The following is a 19,492-nucleotide window of genomic DNA, read 5'->3' as shown; positions in this document are numbered from 1 at the left end:
CCCATATTCGCGGTTTAATCTTTGTCGATACGACTGGCGACAGCACCCTGCTGTCCGCGATATTTAGCGTCTTCGCGACGGTTATAAGGACGCGCCGCCGGGCCGGAAAGCGGCTCAAAGCTCAGCGCGCCAATCAGCATGCCGGGGCGCAGCGCCAGCGGCAGCTTACCGGAATTATAAAACTCCAGTACGATGCGACCCTGCCAGCCCGGATCGATGCGGTGCGCAGTGACGTGCACCATCAGCCCCAGACGCGCCAGTGAAGAGCGTCCATCCAGCCAGCCCACCAGATCGTCCGGAATAGTGACCGATTCGAAGGTCACCGCCAGCGCCAGTTCACCAGGATGGAGGAAAAAGGCTTCGCCTTCCGGCAGCACAATTTCATCGCTCATGACGCGATCCAGCGCAGCGCTCACTTCATCTTTTGGACCGCTTAAATCAATAAACGCCGCCGTGTGGCCCCGGAAAGTCCGGAACTGGTTGCCCAGGCGGACATCGACGGTTGCGCCGTTAATGCGCTCTACCGGCGGACGCGGATCGATGGCTAAGCGGCCATCATCCAGCCAGGCTTCAATATCGCGGTCACATAATCTCATTAACCTGTCTCCATGATATAAGTGTAGCGAACTGCCTGAAACTCGCCTGCCAGGCGGTTCGCCGCGCGTCAGACCCGACGCGCCTATTCAAAAAACTGGTTTATTTTAGCCTTGAGGATATCAATGGCGATGCGGTTTTTCCCGCCGCGCGGCACGATAATGTCGGCGTACTGTTTCGAGGGTTCGATAAACTGCAGGAACATCGGACGCACGGTTTTCTGATACTGACTCATCACCGAATCCATAGAGCGGCCGCGTTCGTTAACGTCGCGCTTCATGCGGCGCATCAGGCAGATATCCAGCGGGGTATCAACGAAAATCGAGAAGTTCAGCTCCTGACGCAGGCGCGCGTCGGTTAAGAGCAGAATGCCTTCAAGGATAATTACTTTCTTCGGCTTCAGGTGGATACTGTCGCGCGTGCGGGTGTGCTCGACGTAGCTGTAAACCGGTAAATCGATATCCTGGCCCGCTTTCAGCGCCTGCAGATGCTGCAGCAGCAGGTCGTGATCCATCGCGCTGGGATGGTCGTAGTTGGTTTTTACCCTCTCTTCCATGGTGAGGTGGGTCTGGTCCTTATAATAGGCATCTTCGGGGATGACACCGATATGCTCGTCACCGACCTGATCACGGATTTCACGATAGAGCGTGCTGGCGATTAAACTTTTTCCGGATGCGGAGGCACCGGCAATGCCCACAATCACGCACTGATGAGACTTGTCAGTCATACTTTTTAACGACCTGATACTGGAGCCTGCGCTGTACGCGGATTAAGCGTTTTGACGCAGGACGGGATGGAGAGGGTTTAGTAGGCGCTAAGTATAGGGATTTCATTCTTTTGACGCCAGAGAAAAGCCGCTGTCGGGATTTCAGAATTTCCCCTTTTCAAACCGAAACCATAACCCGATAAACTAACAGGCAGTTCTGTTTTTATTTATGCGGCTGGCGCATCAGGCAGCGGAAGCGCGTTCCCGCCCGCTAATGACGCGGGAAAATTCATGCCAGCCCACACTAAAGGAAGATTATGCACTGGAGAACACTGACCTATTTTGGCGACAGCATGCTGTTGATCCCGACTGCGGTGATCATCGCGCTGATCCTGCCGTGGAAGAGCGATAATCGCCGCACGGTCTGGTACTGGCTGCTCGCCTTTGGCCTTGCCGGTCTGCTGGTAAGCCTGTCGAAGATTCTCTTTCTCGGTTTCGGCATCGGCAGCGCCCGCTTTAATTTTACCGGCTTTAGCGGCCACAGCGCGATGTCGGCGACGCTCTGGCCGGTTATGTTGTGGCTGGTTTCCGGCCGCTGGCCGACCCTGCTGCGTCTGCTCGCCATCGGCGTCGGCTACCTTATACCGCTTATGGTGGGCTTCTCGCGCCTGGTGATGCATGCGCACTCCGCCAGTGAAGTGGCGACCGGGCTGCTGCTGGGCTTTACCCTCAGTTCCGCCTTTCTGCTCAGCCAGCGCCGCACCGCGCTGAAGGGCTTTAGCTGGCCGCAGGTCGGCGCGGCCTTTTTAGTGCCGTTGCTGTTGATGGGCCATGGCCGCGTTGCCACCACGCAGCAGTTTCTTGAACGTTTCTCTGCGGATCTGGCCGGACTGGAAAAGCCTTTTACCCGCGCCGATCTGTTCCGCCAGTAACCTTTTCGCCGCTTTTTTTTGCGGCGACAGAGCCAGTCAATTCGTTGAATATCGCAGAAATTTGATTTAACAAACCCACAGCGACGGTGATGTGCTAGCATGCGCGGAAGAGTATGACTGGCGCATTTTTCGTCATTTTGACGCCGTGCGCGTTGCCGGGTTAGTAAATGAGTGTTGAACTGTTGTCCTCGCTGGACAAACCGCAAAACCGCCTGCTGAGCGCCCTGATTCTGGCCGTGCTCGCTTTTGTGCTGACGCTTTTTTGTCTGGAGCTGATCGTGTTCAGCGGGCGCATTTCGCCACTCTGGTTCGCGACCGCGCTGATGACTATCGTGGCATTTCGCGCGCCTTCCCGCCATGCGCCGTTGCTGCTGCTGGGCTGCGTGGCGGGCACCGGCCTGGCGAATGCGCTGATAATCGGACCTGAACTGGCGAATCTGAAATTCACGCTGCTGAATGTGCTGCAGGCGATCCTCGGCGGCGTTTTACTGCGCGGGCTGCTCAGTCGTCAGGCGCCGCTTAACTCCCTGCTCGACTGGCTGCGTTTTGTCCTGTCGGTAGGCGTTCTCACTCCTCTTCTGGGCGGGCTGCTGGCGCTGTGGATGCTGAACATCCACGGCAGCGGCACGTTGCCCTTTCTCTTAACCTGGGTGATTTCCGAAGTCATCGGCATGCTGGCGCTGGGTCCGGTGCTGTTACTGATGCCCTGGCCGCTCAGGATCGGCTCAATTAGCGTGCGACGCCTGGCAGAGTTCCTTTTTAACCTGCTGCTGACCGCTGGCGCGAGCTGGCTGGCGCTGCGCTTTATGCCCTGGCCATTCACCTTTATCGTGGTGATTTTGTTCTGGTGCGCCGTACGCCTGCCGAAGCGGGAGGCGTTTCTGCTGTTTCTGCTTAACGCCTGTACTATTTCGCTGGTTCTGGCGCTCGGCCTGGTAAGCATTGAAACGCCCGGCAATGCGCCCGGTCAGATAGCTAACTGGCTCCCCTTTCTGCTGGTGCTGATGCCGAGCCATGTGATGTCGCTGGTCATGGATGCCTTTCAGCGCGAGAAGCACCATATCAGCGAAAGCGAAACCCGGTTTCGCCACGCGATGGAGTATTCCGCTATCGGCATGGCGCTGGTATCGCCGCAAGGGGTCTGGCTACAGGTCAATAATTCCCTGTGCCAGACGCTAGGCTTTCCCGCCGCCGAGCTGAAAAAGCTCACCTTCCAGCAGATCTCTCATCCCGACGATCTGGAGAACGATCTGCAACATGCGGACAGGCTGCTGCGCGGCGATATTGACGCTTATACCATTGAAAAACGCTACTTTCGCAAAAGCGGCGAAATTGTCTGGGCGCGCCTGACGGTATCGCTGGTGCGCGACGCCGCGCGTAAACCGCTCTACTTTATTTCCCAGATTATCGATATCTCAGAGCTGAAGCAGAGCGAGCAGGTCAATCGTCATCTGATGGAGCGCATTACGCTGGCGAACGAAGCGGGCGAAATCGGCGTCTATGAGTGGAACCTTGTGCGCAATGAGATGATGTGGGACCGCCATATGTACGCGCTGTTCGGCCTGCCCGCGCACCAGCAGCCCAGCCGCGAGCTGTGGCGCAGCCAGGTGCATCCGGCAGATCGCGAGCGGCTCGATCTGGCGCTGATGACGTCAAAGGAAAGCGCCGACGTTTTCGATATTGAGTACCGCATTCAGCGCGCCGACGGCGTACACACGCTGCGCACGCAGGCGCGCCGCTTCTTCAGTCAGGACGGACGCCTTGAACGTATGCTGGGCATCTGTCAGGACGTGACCCACCTGCGTAACCTTACCGACGCGCTGTTTCAGGAAAAAGAGCGGATGGCGATCACGCTGGACTCCATCGGCGAAGCGGTCATCAGCACCGACAGCGAAATGCGCGTGACCTTTATGAACCCGGTTGCGGAAAAGATGAGCGGCTGGCGTCAGGAAGAGGCGGCGGGAAAACCCTTGAGCGAACTGCTGCATATCACCCAGGGACGTCACGGCCCGCCGGTTGAGAACCTGCTGCTCCGCCGCCTGCCAACGGAAAAAACGACGCCCGAGCTGGATGACGAGCTGGTGCTGCACGCCGCTGACGGCGGCGTCGTAGAGATTCACTACAGCATAACGCCGCTGCGCACCCTGGAAGGCGAGGAGATCGGCGCGGTAATGGTCATTCAGGACGTCAGCGAATCGCGCAAAATGATGAAGCATCTCAGCTATAGCGCGCTGCATGATACCCTGACCGGCCTGCCGAACCGCGCCAGCTTCGACCGTCAGCTTCAGCGCCTGCTGAACGACGCCGTTGAGCATCAGCATCAGCATGTGCTGGCTTTTATCGATCTTGATAAATTTAAAGCGGTCAACGACAGCGCCGGGCACGCGGCAGGCGATGCATTGCTGCGCGAACTTTCTGGGCTGATGCAGCGGCACCTGCGCGGCACCGATTTTCTGGCGCGCCTCGGCGGCGACGAGTTCGCCTTGCTGTTGCCGGAGTGCCCGATAGCGCAGGGGTGTGAGGTGGTGCAGCGCATCGTCTCGGCAGTCAATGGCTACACCTTTAACTGGCAGAACGACATTTTTCAGGTCGGTGCCAGCGCCGGTCTGACGCAGTTCTCCGCCACCAACGGCGTCGGCGCAGAGGTATTGTCGCAGGCGGATATCGCCTGTTATAACGCCAAAAAAGCGGGACGCGGGCGGCTGACGATCTATGCACCAGAAGCGCACTGAGCCGCTTGCCAGCCCCGCTCAGCTGCGCTAAAGTCGCCCCCTTTTTTCCGGGAGGGGCATCAGATGTTCATTGGTTTCGATTATGGTACGGCGAACTGTTCCATTGCGGTGTGCGAAAACGGCATGCCGCGCCTGCTGGCGCTGGAGAAGGGCCAGCGCCTGCTGCCGTCGATGATTGCCGCACCCACGCGCGAAGCGGTGAGCGAATGGCTCTACCGCCATCATCAGGTCGCGACGCCGGATGCGGAAACCACCGCGCTGCTGCAGCGCGCGCTGCGCTATAACCGCGAAGAGGACATCGAAGTATCGGCCGGCAGCGTGCAGTTCGGACTGAACGCGCTGCAGCACTATATGGTCGACCCGGAAGAGACCTGGTTCGTTAAATCCCCAAAATCCTTTCTCGGCGCCAGCGGGCTGAAACCGCAGCAGATCGCGCTGTTTGAAGATCTGGTCTGCGCCATGATGCGCCATATCCGCGAGCAGGGCGAAGCGCAGCTTGACGGCACTATCGACCAGGCGGTCATCGGCCGTCCCATCAACTTTCAGGGACTGGGCGGCGACGAAGCCAACGCACAGGCGCAGGGCATTCTGCTGCGTGCCGCGAAGCGCGCCGGTTTCCGCGACGTGGAGTTTCAGTTTGAGCCGGTCGCGGCAGGGCTCGATTTCGAAGCAACGCTGGATAAAGAGACGCGCGTGCTGGTGGTGGATATCGGCGGCGGCACCACCGACTGCTCGATGCTGCTGATGGGGCCGGAGTGGCGTAAGCTGTCGGACCGTCGTCAAAGCCTGCTCGGCCACAGCGGCTGCCGCGTCGGCGGCAACGATCTCGACATTATGCTGGCGTTTAAAACCCTGATGCCGCTGCTCGGGCTGGGCGGCAAGACGCAAAAAGGCACTGCCCTGCCCGCCCTGCCGTGGTGGAACGCGGTGGCGATTAACGACGTGCCAGCGCAAAGCGAATTCTATTCCGCCGCCTGCGGCAAACTGCTGCGCGATCTGGTGCGCGACGCGGAACAGGGCGAGCCAGTGGCGCATCTGCTGAAGGTGTGGCAGCAGAAGCTCGGCTATCGTCTGGTGCGCGCCGCGGAGGAGAGCAAAATCGCCCTTTCCGATCGCGCCTCCTTCGACGCCAGCCTCGACTTTATCGCCCCGCAGCTGCACGCCGTCATCAGCGACGGAATGTTGCAGGAGGCGATCAACCAGCCGCTGGAGCGGATTCTGGAGCAGGTGCATCTGGCGCTCGCCAGCTGCGACGCAAAACCAGAGGTAATTTATCTGACGGGCGGCAGCGCGCGTTCGCCGGTGCTGCGCGCCGCGCTGCAGCAGGCGCTGCCGGATACGCCCGTCGCCAGCGGCGATGATTTCGGTTCGGTAACGGCCGGTCTGGCGCGCTGGGCAGAGGTAATGTTTCGTTAACGTGCCAGCCTGGGTGGGGGTTACAGAGAGCGGAGACGTTCAGGAAGCGGAAGACGTGGTTCGAAGAGCAAAACAGCCCGCGACAGGGACAAAATTAAGCGGCCCATCGCGGGCCGCTTGCAGTTTTATCAGAAGTTGATATTGGCGCTGATGCCGCCAACAAAAGCATCTTTCACTTCGCTCACCGCACCCGGCGCAACGATATATTGCAGGTTCGGCCGCACCTGCAGCCATTTCGCCAGCTTCACGTTGTAGTAAAGCTCGTAGTTATATTCCGAACCATCCTGAATCGGCAGATAGGTCGGGCTGTTGAAGTCCGTCTCGCCGTTGGCGGCGTTCTGCTGACGCTGCGCGCGCGTGTAATCACTGTTGACGTGAATACGACCCGCGGCAATACCGATCTCATCTTCCGGACGCGCGTCAAACGGACCTGCCCAGGTAAAGGCGATCGACTGATAGTTATCGGTCTTCGAGGTTTTGTGATCGTTCATTACTGCCTGAACGGTCACGCCGATACCGCGGCTAACGTCGCCGCCCTGCGCGGTCAGCTGCTGTTGTAACAGCACATAGCCGCCATAGGCGTGATCTTTATCCTGATAGCCGCCGTCGCGCCAGCTGCCGTAAACGTCGCCGTTAACCGACGAGTAGTAGTAGCCGATGCGGTAGTTACCCGGCAGCTTGTCCGGACCCAGCGTCGGTTTCCAGCCCAGTTCCACCGGCACCATATTGCCTTCGGAGTTGCTGGTATCCAGACGGAAACCATCGCCGCGATCGTAGTTGGCGCTGTTCTGGTTATAGAAACCGACCTGGAAGAAGACTTCCGGCGTGATGTTAACTTTTACGCGGCCGCCCCACTGCGATACCGGCCAGTTAAACCAGCGGTCGCCGCGCCAGTTGCCCGCCTGCCCGCTGCCGAACGCCAGGTTCTGGAACTTGCTGTCAAAGTTATCGAAATCTTCACCGACGGTGACGCGACCCGCTTTCAGGTTCACAACGTTGTCAAACAGTCCTTTGCTCAGCCAGAACTGTGTCAGACGCCAGGTTTGTCCGCGTCCATACACTTCCTGCACTGAAGAGAGCATGCCGGTGCGGCGATCGGCCACCTGATCGGAAATATTTTGGCCGTCGCGGTTGGTGATGGTCATCTGGAACTGTGCATCCTGCCAGTCGAGCAGCTTCTGCAGATCGAAATTGGCGCCGAACGCCCACTGATCGCTGTAGCGCATTGACGTGTTGGTATCGGCGCCGCCGCCGAGGTTCGATGCGCTTTCCATGGTGTAATTAACGTCAAATTTAATACCGTCGTTTTCCAGCTGCGTTCGCGTGCCGCCCCAGTCGCCGAACATGTAAGGCGAGTCGTAGCTGAACGCGTCTGCGGCCACAGCAGATGCGCTAAGCATGGCGAACATCAGGGAGCCGGCCGCAACACGGCGCAGCGGGAAATGTTGCACTGCTTTTTTTCTGTTCATAATCGTTCTTCTTATCTGAATGAAGGTTATTTCCACGCAGAGGATAGTGCTGCGAAAAGTTCAACTTTTGTAAAAAAGTGCGCACGAATAAGCAAAGAGACAGTTTCTTCAAACAAATGTGAAGGGGATCGCTGAACGGAAACGCGGTTAAGACGAACGCATTATATGGCACGCAAATTAAAGACGAGGCGTAAACGCCCCGTCTAACGCGATTAGCTGCTGGCCTGCGCCAGTTTTTCGATCTCTTCCGGCGTTAGACGCAGCTGCGTCGCGCCGATCAGATCGTCCAGCTGCGCCAGCGAGGTGGCGCTGACGATCGGTGCGGTAATACTCGGTCGCGCAATCTGCCACGCCAGCGCTACCTGGGTCGGCGTCACGTTATGCGCCTGGCTGATTTCATCAAGGGAGGCAAGGATCTTCAGGCCGCGCGGATTGAGATACTTCTCCACCACGCCCTGGCCGCGCGCGCTTTTGCTCGCGTCCGCGGCGCTGCGGTATTTGCCGCTCAGAAAGCCGCTTGCCAGCGAATAATAGTTAATCACGCCGAGACCGTGCTGCGTCGCCACCGCCTCCAGCGCCGACTCATAGCCTTCGCGATCGTAGAGATTATATTCAGGCTGCAGGGTCGCGTAGTGGGCCAGACCCTGCTCTTCACTGATCTTCAGCGCCTCCTGCAGACGCGGCGCGCTGTAGTTAGAGGCGCCGATGGCGCGTACTTTGCCCTCTTTGATCAGCGAATCGAACGCGGCCAGGGTTTCCGCCAGCGGCGTATCTTCATCGTCGCGATGCGCCTGATAGAGATCGATATAGTCGGTTTGCAGACGGCGCAGCGAATCTTCCACCGCCTGACGGATATACTGCGGTTTCAGGCCAGTTTTCTCCGGCGACAGCTCCATGCCTACCTTGGTCGCCAGCACGATGCGGTCGCGTTTGCCGCTCTTTTTCAGCCAGTTGCCGATAATGGTCTCTGACTCGCCGCCTTTATTGCCCGGCGCCCAGCGCGAATAGACGTCGGCGGTATCAATAAACCACAGCCCTTTTTCCACCAGCGCATCCAGCAACGAAAACGACTGCTCCTGATCCAGGGTCCAGCCGAAAACGTTGCCGCCGAACGTCAGCAGTGGCACCTGAATGCCCGTATCGCCGAGCTGACGGGTTTCAACCTGACTCATCCTTTTCTCCTTCTGCAATAAATGACCTGTCCAAAAGCATAGCAAAAGCCAAAACATCCCTTTATACGTAATTCCTCCATAAGTTTGTTCCAGGAGGGATACTCAGGCCGTACTGACAGATATCCTTAATTCCTTCAACTTCTGCCCGCTTTGCGGGTCTACACTCTGCTATTTGCAGGCTGCCGCGTTTCAGCCTGCGTTTTGGGGATTTCGCTACTGCTGGAGAGCAAACGATAAGATGAACCGACCTTCCTTGTTGAAAAAGAGCCTGCTGGTGCTGGCGGTCATTGCTGCCGCCGCAGGCGGATACTACTGGTGGCATCATCCGGCGCAGCCCGACGCCGATCCTCAGGCCGCCGCCCGACCGCACCGCGGCAAAGGGGGTGCAGGGAGCGCGCCAGCGCCGGTTCAGGCTGCCACCGCCGTTAGCCAGAGCGTGCCGCACTTTCTCAGCGGGCTCGGCACCGTGACCGCCGCCAGCACCGTTACGGTACGCAGCCGCGTCGACGGCGAGCTGATGGCGATTCACTTTCAGGAAGGAGAGCAGGTCAAAGCGGGTCAACTGCTGGCGGAGATCGATCCGCGACCTTATCAGGTCGCCTTAACTCAGGCGCAGGGCCAGCTGGCGAAAGACCAGGCGACGCTGGCCAACGCTCGCCGCGATCTCGCGCGCTTTGAGAAACTGGCGAAAACCTCGCTGGTGTCGCAGCAGGAACTGGATACCCAGCGTTCACTGGTGAGCGAAACCCTGGGTACTATCAAGGCGGACGAAGGCAGCGTCGCCAGCGCGCAGCTTAATCTTACCTACAGCCGCATTACCTCGCCGATTGCGGGCCGCGTCGGCCTGAAACAGGTCGATGCAGGCAACTACATCACTAGCGGCGACACCAACGGGCTGGTGGTCATCACCCAGACCCATCCCATCGACCTTTTATTTAGCCTCCCGGAAAATGACCTGTCCGACATTATGCAGGCGCAAAAAAGCGGCCAGCCGCTGGTGGTCGAAGCCTGGGACCGCAGCAACCAGACGCTGCTGACACAGGGCACGCTGCTCAGCATCGACAACCAGATTGACGCCACAACCGGCACCATCAAGATGAAGGCGCGCTTTGACAATCAGGACGACAAGCTCTTTCCTAACCAGTTCGTTAACGCGCGGCTGAAGGTCAATACCCTGCAGGATGCGATTGTGATCCCTACCGCCGCGCTGCAGATGGGCAATGAGGGCCACTTTGTCTGGGTGGTCAACAGCGACAACAAGGTGAGCAAGAAAAGCGTCACTGCCGGACTGCAAGATAGCCGCCAGGTGGTGATCACCGCCGGGCTCAGCGCGGGCGAACGCGTGGTCACCGACGGTCTGGATCGCCTGACGGAAGGGGCGCAGGTTGAAGTGGTTGCGCCGCAAAGCACCGCGCTGAAAAGCAGTCGCGCGGCGCAACCGGCGAAAGGAGCGCGCGAGTAATGCAGGTTATGCCTCCTGACGCCAGCGGCGGGCCGTCGCGTCAGTTTATTTTACGTCCGGTCGCCACCACGCTGCTGATGATCGCGATTCTGCTGGCGGGCATCCTCGGCTACCGGTTTCTGCCGGTTTCGGCGCTGCCGGAAGTGGACTACCCCACTATACAGGTAGTGACGCTCTACCCCGGCGCCAGCCCGGATGTCACGACCTCCTCCATAACCGCGCCGCTTGAACGCCAGTTCGGCCAGATGTCGGGACTGAAACAGATGGCGTCGCAAAGCTCCGGCGGCGCATCGGTTATCACCCTGCAGTTCCAGCTCACGCTGCCGCTCGACGTCGCCGAGCAGGAAGTGCAGGCTGCCATCAACTCCGCCACCAGCCTGCTGCCCAATGACCTGCCCAATCCGCCGGTCTACAGCAAGGTCAACCCCGCCGACCCACCGATCATGACGCTGGCGGTCACCACCAGCAGCATGCCGCTGACTCAGGTGCAGGATATGGTGGAGACGCGCGTCGCGCAGAAGATCTCTCAGGTCTCCGGCGTTGGTCTGGTGACGCTCTCCGGCGGTCAGCGCCCGGCGGTTCGCGTGCAGATGAACGCCCAGGCGCTGGCGTCGCTGGGCCTCACCAGCGAACAGGTACGTACCGCCATCAGCAGCGCCAACGTCAACTCGGCGAAAGGCAGCCTCGACGGCCCGGAACGCGCCATTACTCTTTCCGCCAATGATCAGATGAAGTCGGCGGAGGATTATCGCCAGCTGATTATCAGCTATAAAAATGGCGCGCCGGTGCGGCTGGGTGATGTCGCGACGATCGAACAGGGGGCGGAGAACCGCTGGCTCGGTGCCTGGGCGAACCGCGAGGCCGCCATCGTGCTTAACGTACAGCGGCAGCCGGGCGCCAATATTATCGCCACCGCCGATAATATCCGCGCGCTGCTGCCATCGCTCACCGCTACGCTGCCGAAGTCGGTGAAGGTGCAGTTGCTGAGCGACCGCACGACCAATATCCGCGCCTCGGTCACCGATACCCAGCACGAGCTGATGCTGGCGATTGGCCTGGTGGTGATGATTATTTATCTGTTTCTGCGCAACGTGCCTGCGACCCTTATCCCCGCGGTCGCCGTGCCGCTATCGCTGGTCGGCACCTTCGCCGCGATGTACTTCCTTGGCTTCTCCATCAATAACCTGACGCTGATGGCGCTGACTATCGCCACCGGCTTCGTGGTGGACGACGCTATCGTGGTGATTGAGAACATTACGCGCTACCTGGAGAAAGGCGAAACGCCTCTTGTTGCCGCGCTCAAGGGCGCAGGCGAAATCGGCTTTACCATTATCTCCCTCACCTTTTCGCTTATCGCGGTATTGATCCCGCTGCTGTTTATGGGCGATGTGATTGGCCGTCTGTTCCGCGAGTTCGCCGTCACGCTGGCGGTGGCGATCCTTATCTCCGCCGTGGTCTCGCTGACGCTGACGCCGATGATGTGCGCGCGTATGCTGAGCGCCGAATCGTTGCGCAAGCAGAACCGCTTTTCGCGTGCCAGCGAAGCCTTTTTCGAACGGGTGATCGCTGGCTATGGCCGCTGGCTGCGCAAGGTGCTGGCGCACCCCTGGCTGACGCTGTCGGTCGCGCTCGGCACGCTGCTGCTTACCGTACTGCTGTGGATCCTTATTCCGAAAGGCTTTTTTCCGCAGCAGGATAATTCGATTATTCAGGGTACGCTGCAGGCGCCACAGAGCGCCTCTTACGCCAGCATGGCGGAGCGCACGCGCGACGTCGCCTCGCTGGTTATGAAAGATCCGGCGGTGCAGAGCATGACCTCTTTCGTCGGCGTGGACAGCACCAATGCGGCGCTTAACAGCGCGCGCCTGCAGATTAACCTGAAGCCGCTAAGCGAACGCGATGACCGCATCCCACAGGTGCAGCAGCGGCTGCAGCAGCAGGTAAGCCACCTGCCCGGCGTAACGCTGTGGCTGCAGCCGGTGCAGGATCTCACGATTGAAACCCAGTCGAGCCGCACGCCCTATCAGTTTACGCTCCAGTCCGGCTCGCTGGCGTCGCTCAGTAGCTGGGTGCCGAAGCTGCTGGACGCGCTGCGTCAGTCCCCTGAACTGCGCGATATCAGCAGCGACTGGCAGGATCAGGGGCTGGAGGCGTACGTTAACGTCGATCGCGACAGCGCCAGCCGCCTCGGCATCAGCATGGCCGATATTGATAACGCGCTCTATAACGCCTTCGGCCAGCGCCTGATTTCGACCATTTACACGCAGGCGAACCAGTACCGCGTGGTGCTGGAACAGGATAACCGCGCCACGCCGGGCCTGGCGGGTCTGGAAGGCATCCGCCTGGCCAGTGCCGACGGCGGTAGCGTGCCGCTCAGCGCCATCGCGAAAATTGAGCAGCGCCACAGCGCGCTCAGCGTTAACCATCTCGATCAGTTCCCGTCGGCGACCTTCTCCTTTAACGTCGCCGACGGCTACTCGCTGGGCGACGCGGTGAAAGCGGTCAGCGCGGCGGAAGAGCGGCTCGGCATGCCTGCGGAGCTGATGACTCAGTTCCAGGGCAGCACGCTGGCGTTCGAGGCGGCGCTGACCAGCACTGTCTGGCTGATCGTTGCGGCCATCGTCGCGATGTATATCGTGCTCGGCGTGCTCTATGAGAGCTTTATCCACCCCATCACCATTTTGTCGACGCTGCCCACCGCTGGCGTTGGCGCGCTGCTGGCGCTGATGCTGAGCGGCGGCGAGCTGGATATCATCGCCATTATCGGCATTATTTTGCTGATCGGCATCGTGAAGAAGAATGCCATTATGATGATCGACTTCGCGCTGGCCGCCGAGCGCGAACAGGGCATGGCGCCCTTTGACGCTATCTATCAGGCGTGCCTGCTGCGTTTTCGTCCGATTCTGATGACCACGCTGGCGGCGCTGCTGGGCGCCCTGCCGCTGATGCTCAGCACCGGCGTCGGCGCGGAGCTGCGCCATCCGCTCGGCATCGCGATGGTGGGCGGGTTGATCCTGAGCCAGGTGCTGACGCTGTTTACCACGCCGGTGATCTATCTGCTGTTTGATCGACTGGGTCAGGCCGCGCGCCGCCGCTTTAGCGGCCGGGAGGCGGAGCAGTGAGGCTCTTTGCGCTCTTTATTCATCGCCCGGTCGCCACCACGCTGCTGACTATCGCCATTGCGCTGGCGGGTGCGCTCGGTTTTCGGCTGCTACCGGTGGCGCCGCTGCCGCAGGTCGATTTTCCGGTGATTGTCATCTCCGCCTCGCTGCCGGGCGCGTCGCCGGAAATTATGGCTTCGTCAGTGGCGACGCCGCTGGAGCGCTCGCTGGGACGCATCGCCGGCGTCAGCGAAATGACCTCCACCAGCTCGCTCGGCAGCACGCGCATTATTCTGGTATTCGACTTTGACCGCGATATCAACGGGGCGGCGCGCGACGTGCAGGCGGCCATCAACGCGGCGCAAAGCCTGCTGCCGACCGGGATGCCGAGCCGCCCGACCTACCGCAAGGTTAACCCGTCGGACGCGCCGATTATGATCCTGACGCTGACGTCGGATATCTATAATCCCGGCCAGCTTTACGACTATGCCTCCACCCAGCTGGCGCAGAAACTGTCGCAAATTGAAGGGGTCGGCGACGTGACGGTCGGCGGCAGCTCGCTGCCTGCGGTGCGCGTTGCGCTGAATCCGCAGGCGCTGTTTAACCAGGGCGTTTCGCTGGACGCGGTGCGTGAGGCGATCGCCAACGCCAACCAGCGTCGTCCGCAGGGCGCGCTGGAGGATCGCCAGCAGCGCTGGCAGCTGCGCACCAATGACGAACTGAAAACCGCCAGCGACTATGCGCCGCTGGTGGTGCACTACAGCAACGGCGCGGCGGTTAAGCTCGCCGACGTCGCCAGCGTGCGGGACTCAGTGCAGGACGTGCGCAACGCAGGGATGGCGGACGGCAAGCCCGCCGTGCTGCTACTGGTGCGTAAAACGCCAGAGGCGAACGTGATCGATACCGTCGACCGCATTCGCGCCGAGCTGCCGACACTACACGAAACCATTCCCGCCGCCATTGATCTGCAGATCGCGCAGGACCGCTCGCCCACCATCCGCGCCTCGCTGCATGAGGTCGAGCAGTCCCTGACCATCGCCGTGGTGCTGGTCATTATGGTGGTATTCGTTTTTCTGCGATCCGGGCGCGCTACGCTCATCCCCGCCGCCGCCGTGCCGGTATCGCTGATCGGCACCTTTGCCGCGATGTACCTCTGCGGCTTTAGCCTGAATAACCTGTCGCTGATGGCGCTGACCATCGCTACCGGTTTCGTGGTGGATGACGCCATTGTGGTGCTGGAGAATATCGCGCGCCACGTCGAGGCGGGCATGAAGCCTTTGCAGGCGGCACTGACCGGCGTGCGTGAGGTAGGCTTTACCGTGCTGTCGATGAGCCTGTCGCTGATCGCCGTCTTTTTGCCGCTGCTGATGATCGGCGGGCTGATAGGCCGCTTTTTCTCGGAGTTCGCCATTACGCTGTCGGTCGCGATCGCCATCTCTATGGTGGTCTCGCTTACCCTGACGCCGATGATGTGCGCTTACCTGCTGAAACCGCACAGGGCGCGCAGCCAGCCGCGTCGGCGCGGCGCGGGCCGCATGCTGCTGGCGATCCAGCAGGGTTACGGCCGCTCGTTGGGCTGGGTGCTGAACCATGCGCGCTGGGTGTTGCTGATGCTTTTCGGCACGATCGCCCTCACCGTCTGGCTGTTTATTCAGGTGCCGAAAACCTTTATGCCAGAACAGGATACCGGCCGGCTCTCCGGCTCTATTTCCGCCGATCAGAGCATCTCCTTTCAGGCGATGCGCCAGAAGCTCCAGGATTTTATGGTGATCGTGAAAGCTGACCCGGCAGTGGAGAGCGTGGTGGGCTTTACCGGCGGGATGCGCACCAACAGCGGTTCGATGTTTATTTCGCTGAAGCCGCTTTCGGAGCGCAGCGAAAACGCCCAGGCGGTTATTGCCCGACTGCGCGCGAAGCTGGCGAAAGAGCCTGGCGCGAATCTCTATCTCAATGCGGTACAGGATCTGCGCGCCGGCGGCCGCGAATCAAACGCCAGCTATCAGTATTCGCTGCTCTCCGACGACCTCGCCGCGCTGCGCGAATGGGAGCCGAAAATCCGCCAGGCCTTCTCCGCGCTGCCGCAGCTGGCGGACGTAAACTCGGATCAGCAGGATAAAGGCAGCGAAATGGCGTTGCTCTACGATCGTGAAAGCATGTCGCGTCTCGGCATAGACGTCTCCCAGGCGAACGCGCTGCTGAACAACGCCTTCGGCCAGCGGCAGATCTCCACCATCTATCAGCCGCTGAATCAGTACAAAGTGGTGATGGAGGTCGATCCGCGCTACACCCAGGATATCAGCGCGCTGAATCAGATGTTTGTGATTAACGGTGACGGCAAGGCGGTTCCGCTGTCGTGGTTCGCCCGATGGCAGCCCGCCAACGCGCCGCTGTCGGTAAACCATGAAGGGCTCTCCGCCGCCTCGACCATCTCCTTCAACCTGCCAGAGGGCGTTTCGCTGTCAGAAGCCTCTGCGGCGATCGACCGCACGATGATTGCGCTCGGCGTGCCCTCCAGCGTACGCGGCAGCTTTGCCGGTACTGCGCAGGTGTTTGAGCAGTCGCAGAGCAGCCAGCTCTGGCTGATGCTCGCCGCTATCGCCGCCGTCTATATCGTGCTGGGGATCCTGTATGAGAGCTACGTTCATCCGCTGACGATCCTTTCGACGCTGCCCTCGGCGGGCGTCGGCGCGCTGCTGGCGCTGACGCTGTTCAATACGCCTTTCAGCCTCATCGCCCTTATCGGTATTTTGCTGCTGATCGGCATCGTCAAGAAGAACGCCATTATGATGGTGGATTTTGCACTGGATGCGCAGCGCAGCGGCAATCTGAGCGCGCGCGACGCTATTTTTCAGGCGTGCCTGCTGCGTTTCCGCCCTATTCTGATGACCACGCTTGCCGCGTTGTTCGGCGCGCTGCCGCTGGTGCTCACCAGCGGCGACGGCGCAGAGCTGCGTCAGCCGCTCGGCATCACCATCGCTGGCGGGCTGATTATGAGCCAGTTGCTGACGCTCTACACCACGCCGGTGGTCTATCTCTATATGGATAAGCTGCGGCGCAGGCGCGGCAAAGTAGCCTGCCCGGTGGAGAGTTAAGGAGAGGAGAGAAAAGAAGAATGAATGCCCAAAAAGCCACGGTTCGCTGGCAGCTATGGATTGTCGCTTTCGGTTTCTTTATGCAAACGCTGGACACCACCATCGTCAACACCGCCATTCCGTCGATGGCGCATGATCTGGGCGTCAGTCCGCTGCATATGCATTCGGTGATCGTCTCCTATCTGCTGACGGTAGCGGTGACGCTGCCGATGAGCGGCTGGCTGGCGGACCGCTTCGGCGTGCGTAACATCTTCTTCAGCGCTATCGTGCTGTTCAGCGTCGGTTCGCTGCTCTGCGCCTTCTCCTCAACGCTGGACCAGCTGGTGATGGCGCGCGTGGTGCAGGGCATCGGCGGCGCGATGATGGTGCCGGTCGGTCGCTTAACCGTTATGAAAATCGTGCCGCGCGAGCAGTATATGTCAGCGATGACCTTTGTGACCCTGCCGGGACAGATCGGCCCGCTGGTCGGCCCGGCGCTCGGCGGCGTGCTGGTGGAGTATGCCAGCTGGCACTGGATCTTTCTGATTAATATTCCCGTCGGCATTGTTGGCGCTATCGCCACTATCACGCTGATGCCGAACTACTCAATGAAGACGCGGCGCTTCGACTTTCTCGGCTTTCTGCTGCTGGCTGCCGGTATGGCGACGCTGACGATGGCGCTCGACGGCCAGCGCAGCAGCGGTGGTTCGCCGCTGCTGCTGGGCGCGATGATCCTGATCGGCGTTTTCTCGCTGCTGTTTTATCTGATGCATGCGCGCAGCAACGACAACGCGCTGTTCAGCCTGAAACTGTTCGACAGCCCTGTCTACTCGATTGGTCTTCTCGGCAGCTTCCTCGGCCGCATCGGCAGCGGCATGCTGCCTTTTATGACGCCGATTTTTTTGCAGGTTGGCATGGGCTATACGCCGTTTCACGCCGGGCTGATGATGATCCCGATGGTGCTTGGCAATATGGGCATTAAACGCGTGGTGGTGCGCATCGTTAACCTGTTCGGCTACCGCAATACGCTGGTCGGCACCACCCTGGCGCTCGCCGTAGTGGTGCTGCTTTTCCCGGTAGTGGCGCTGCTCGGCTGGATATGGCTGCTGCCGCTGGTGCTGCTGATGCAGGGCATGGTGAACGCGCTGCGCTTCTCCTCCATGAACACGCTGACGCTGAAAGATCTGCCGGACGAGCTCGCCTCCAGCGGCAACAGCCTGCTGTCGATGATTATGCAGCTGTCGATGAGTATTGGCGTCACCATCGCCGGTCTGCTGCTGGGCGCTTTCGGCCAGGAGGCGCTGGGCAGCAGCGACAATACCCATACGCTGTTTATGACCGCTTACGCCTGCATGGCGCTGATTATCGCCCTGCCCGCGCTGGTGTTCTGGCGCGTGCCGAAGGAAACCAGTAAAAACGTCGATCTGCGACGCCGGAGAAAACCATGAAGTCCCCTTTGCGCCTGGGCATCAGCGCCAAACTTTTTTTAGCGATTTTTTCTACCTGCATGCTGGTGCTGATCACCATGCACTGGGGCGTGCGTCTGAGTTTCGAGCACGGCTTCGTCGACTATATCAAGCGCGGCAACGAGCAGCGGCTCGCCATGCTCGGCGACGCGCTGGCCGATCAATATGAACAGCACGGCAGCTGGGATTTTCTGCGCCATAACGATCGGCTGGTGTACACCATGCTGCGCTCGCTGGAGCAGAATCCCGACAGCAGCAACCAGCTGCCGCCGCATGGCTGGCGTACCCAGTTCTGGATTATCGACCAGCAGTATAAGGTGCTGGCGGGGCCGCGCGCGCCGGTACCGCCGGAAGGTTCACGGCGCAATATCACCACCAGCAACGGCAAAATAGTTGGCTGGGTGGTCGGTTCGCCGCCGGAGCGCCTGACGCGCAGCACCGATATTAACTTCGATCATCAACAAAGGCGCACCAGCTGGCTGATCGTCGGCCTGTCGACGTTGCTGGCGGCGCTGGTGACCTGGCTAATGTCGCGCGGCCTGCTGGCACCGGTCAAACGGCTGGTGGCGGGCACGCACCATCTGGCGGCGGGCAACTTCGCCACGCGCGTCGAAGTCGGCAGCCGCGACGAACTGGGCCAGCTGGCGCAGGATTTTAACCGCCTCGCCAGCTCGCTGGAGAAGAACGAGAGCATGCGTCGCGCCTTTATGGCCGATATTTCCCACGAGCTGCGCACGCCGCTGGCGATCCTGCGCGGCGAACTGGAGGCGATGCAGGATGGCGTACGCCAGCTGACGCCGGAGGCGATTGGCTCGCTGCTGAGCGAAGTCGGCGTGCTCAGCAAGCTGGTGGACGATCTGCATCAGCTTTCGCTTTCAGACGAGGGCGCCCTCGCCTATCGCAAGCAGGCCACCGATCTGGTGCAGCTGCTGGAAGTGAGCGCGGGCAGCTTTAACGAGCGCTATCGCAGCCACGGCCTGACGCTGACGCTGCAAATGCCGGACGAAGCCCCCTTTTTCGGCGATCCCGACCGCCTGATGCAGCTGTTCACCAACCTGCTGGAGAACAGCCTGCGCTATACCGACGCGCCGGGCCAGGTTGAGGTGCGGCTCTGGTATGAAGCGCCCTGCTGGCGGATGAGTTTTGCCGACAGCGCGCCGGGCGTGGACGCGCAGCAGCAGGCGAAAATTTTCGAGCGTTTTTACCGCACCGAAGGGTCGCGCAATCGCGCCAGCGGCGGCTCAGGGCTGGGGCTGGCTATCTGCAAAAACATCGTCGACGCGCACGGCGGCCATATCGCTGCGGAGCACTCTGATTTAGGTGGACTGAAAATCACGCTACAATTGCGCTATGTCCCCCAGCCGTAACTGA

Annotated in this window: 12 protein-coding genes; 8 read left to right on the top strand and 4 right to left on the bottom strand. The window is 60.4% G+C overall.

What is annotated here, in order from left to right:
* Positions 1-14: 14 nt before the first annotated feature.
* Together dcd and udk are read right to left on the bottom strand one after the other, a co-directional pair.
* Positions 15-596 (bottom strand): dCTP deaminase, encoded by a 582-nt coding sequence (gene dcd / locus D7S44_RS06855; RefSeq protein ID WP_033750209.1) that lies wholly within the window; start codon positions 594-596, stop codon positions 15-17.
* A gap of 83 nt (positions 597-679) precedes the next feature.
* Entirely contained in the window at positions 680-1,321 is a 642-nt protein-coding gene (gene udk / locus D7S44_RS06850) for a uridine kinase (RefSeq protein ID WP_120453278.1), read from the bottom strand.
* Positions 1,322-1,617: 296 nt separating this feature from the next.
* Between udk and D7S44_RS06845 the strand changes: the two genes are divergently transcribed.
* From D7S44_RS06845 to yegD, 3 genes are all read left to right on the top strand, one after another.
* Positions 1,618-2,232 (top strand): phosphatase PAP2 family protein, encoded by a 615-nt coding sequence (locus D7S44_RS06845; RefSeq protein ID WP_120453276.1) that lies wholly within the window; start codon positions 1,618-1,620, stop codon positions 2,230-2,232.
* Between the two features lie 167 nt (positions 2,233-2,399).
* Positions 2,400-4,964, top strand: coding sequence for a diguanylate cyclase (locus D7S44_RS06840; RefSeq protein ID WP_120453274.1), 2,565 nt, complete (start codon positions 2,400-2,402; stop codon positions 4,962-4,964).
* A 63-nt stretch (positions 4,965-5,027) separates the two neighbouring features.
* Positions 5,028-6,380, top strand: a complete 1,353-nt coding sequence (yegD, locus tag D7S44_RS06835; RefSeq protein ID WP_120453272.1) for a molecular chaperone — start codon at positions 5,028-5,030, stop codon at positions 6,378-6,380.
* Positions 6,381-6,508: 128 nt separating this feature from the next.
* Here the strand turns inward: yegD and D7S44_RS06830 are convergent, their stop codons facing one another.
* Complete coding sequence (locus D7S44_RS06830; RefSeq protein ID WP_167456956.1) at positions 6,509-7,849, bottom strand: carbohydrate porin; 1,341 nt, start codon at positions 7,847-7,849, stop codon at positions 6,509-6,511.
* Between the two features lie 212 nt (positions 7,850-8,061).
* Positions 8,062-9,021 (bottom strand): aldo/keto reductase, encoded by a 960-nt coding sequence (locus D7S44_RS06825; protein WP_120453270.1) that lies wholly within the window; start codon positions 9,019-9,021, stop codon positions 8,062-8,064.
* Positions 9,022-9,259: 238 nt separating this feature from the next.
* On the opposite strand from D7S44_RS06825, the gene D7S44_RS06820 reads away from it, so the two are divergent.
* The 5 genes from D7S44_RS06820 to baeS are packed head-to-tail and all read left to right on the top strand — an operon-like array spanning position 9,260 to position 19,488.
* On the top strand, positions 9,260-10,483 hold the full coding sequence (locus tag D7S44_RS06820) for an MdtA/MuxA family multidrug efflux RND transporter periplasmic adaptor subunit (RefSeq protein WP_120453268.1): 1,224 nt from the start codon (positions 9,260-9,262) through the stop codon (positions 10,481-10,483).
* Positions 10,483-13,605, top strand: coding sequence for an MdtB/MuxB family multidrug efflux RND transporter permease subunit (locus D7S44_RS06815; protein WP_120453266.1), 3,123 nt, complete (start codon positions 10,483-10,485; stop codon positions 13,603-13,605). Before D7S44_RS06820 ends, D7S44_RS06815 begins: the two co-directional genes overlap by 1 nt.
* Entirely contained in the window at positions 13,602-16,676 is a 3,075-nt protein-coding gene (gene mdtC, locus D7S44_RS06810) for a multidrug efflux RND transporter permease subunit MdtC (RefSeq protein ID WP_120453264.1), read from the top strand. Before D7S44_RS06815 ends, mdtC begins: the two co-directional genes overlap by 4 nt.
* A 20-nt stretch (positions 16,677-16,696) precedes the next feature.
* Entirely contained in the window at positions 16,697-18,103 is a 1,407-nt protein-coding gene (gene mdtD / locus D7S44_RS06805) for a multidrug transporter subunit MdtD (protein WP_120453262.1), read from the top strand.
* Complete coding sequence (gene baeS, locus D7S44_RS06800; protein ID WP_120453260.1) at positions 18,100-19,488, top strand: envelope stress sensor histidine kinase BaeS; 1,389 nt, start codon at positions 18,100-18,102, stop codon at positions 19,486-19,488. Before mdtD ends, baeS begins: the two co-directional genes overlap by 4 nt.
* The last annotated feature ends 4 nt before the right edge of the window (positions 19,489-19,492 follow it).

The sequence above is a fragment of the Pantoea piersonii genome (genome assembly GCF_003612015.1).
GTDB classification, from domain to species: domain Bacteria; phylum Pseudomonadota; class Gammaproteobacteria; order Enterobacterales; family Enterobacteriaceae; genus Pantoea; species Pantoea piersonii.
This window is presented reverse-complemented; position numbering and strand designations above follow the sequence as displayed.